This window comes from Microcystis sp. LE19-131.1A (assembly GCF_027532015.1).
GTDB classification, from domain to species: domain Bacteria; phylum Cyanobacteriota; class Cyanobacteriia; order Cyanobacteriales; family Microcystaceae; genus Microcystis; species Microcystis ichthyoblabe_A.
Window position 1 is genome coordinate 1 of record NZ_JAPZSS010000265.1, and the last position, 1294, is coordinate 1294.

A 1294-nucleotide genomic window follows, 5' to 3' on the forward strand; every position below is an offset into this window, starting at 1 on the left:
CTTAATTAATTTATTCAGAGATGAATCGTCTGATTAAATCTTCCCGTGAAGACTCTAACAAAAGGCGACTAGACTCCATCGGTGATAACTTGAGCAACTCATCAACAACTTTTATTAAAGACTCATCCAATTCTCCAAACCTCACTTGCATTAAATTTTCAATAATTTGTCGTTGTCCTTGTTGAAGTCCTTGTTGAAGTCCTTCCAGTTTAGTCGCCTCTTTCCACTCTAAATAAGATTGAGATAAAGCCATAAATACCTCCCTATCTTCTGATTCTAAAAGATTGTTAATTTCAACACTCACGCGCCAACTGATCAATAATTCCATGACATTTTGACGGAAGGAATCGCCGGAAGGCAACTCAAGCAACTCTCTCACCGCTTGGCTTTGGGTTTTCCCCCGTCCCAACAATCTTAACAGTAAAGTGTGCGGGGTAATAGGTAACTGATTAATCGCTACAATTGCCGTTCGGTGAGAAGGAGATAAAAAGTAAATCCCTTCTGTCCAGTTTTCCAGTTCTAATTTAGCATTAAAACTCTCTAGGATGTGTAAACTAATAGAGGTAGCCAAAATCCATAATCTAGGTAATTCATCCTCATTTAACTCAGTTTTTTCCCGTTTCCCTTTCCGTTGAAGTTCAGCGAAAATCGAAAACAATTTTAAGATACAGTTGCGAATTTCCGTTCGATTGGGAGCATGGCGAAAAGGCTCAAGCAAAGTGCTTGTGGTCACCATTTGCCCTAAAAGACCCAAAGATTGAGCATTTTCCCGCATATTAGAGTCAGGAGAGAAGAAAACATCCACCTGACGGGTTTCATCCGCCACTTCCTTGCTAACTTCCACCCTTCCCAAAGGAGAAAGAAATTCTTCTAGGTATTGTTTGGCAAATTGGTCGTGAGGTTGTCGAGTCATATCTTCAATCTTAGATCAGAAAAGACCGAACCGCACCCGAACCATTTCATAACCTCAGCTTATCAATGGTATAAGTAACAATAGTTTCAAACCCCTTTACAAACCGTTACAAACTCCTTAAGATAGAGACATCATCAATCAATCGTACCTCGATAACTTAATAGGAATCATAAACCAATGACCACCACCTTACAACAGCGCGAGAGTGCTTCCCTGTGGGAGCAGTTCTGCCAGTGGATTACCAGCACCAACAACCGTCTTTATGTCGGCTGGTTCGGTGTGATCATGATCCCCACCCTGCTCACCGCCACCACCTGCTTCATCATCGCCTTTATCGCCGCTCCTCCCGTAGATATCGACGGTATTCGCGAGCCTGTAGCT

1 protein-coding gene and 1 pseudogene are annotated in these 1294 nt (G+C 42.2%); one reads left to right on the forward strand and one right to left on the reverse strand.

Going from position 1 to position 1294, the window contains the following annotated elements; genetic code table 11:
• Positions 1-10: 10 nt before the first annotated feature.
• Positions 11-913 carry a hypothetical protein gene (locus tag O9323_RS18830; protein ID WP_288125574.1) on the reverse strand — a complete coding sequence of 301 codons (903 nt, stop codon included), beginning with the start codon at positions 911-913 and terminating at the stop codon, positions 11-13.
• 177 nt (positions 914-1090) lie between these two features.
• Here O9323_RS18830 and O9323_RS18835 point away from each other — a divergent pair.
• Positions 1091-1294: pseudogene (locus O9323_RS18835) on the forward strand (photosystem II q(b) protein); the annotation flags it as partial.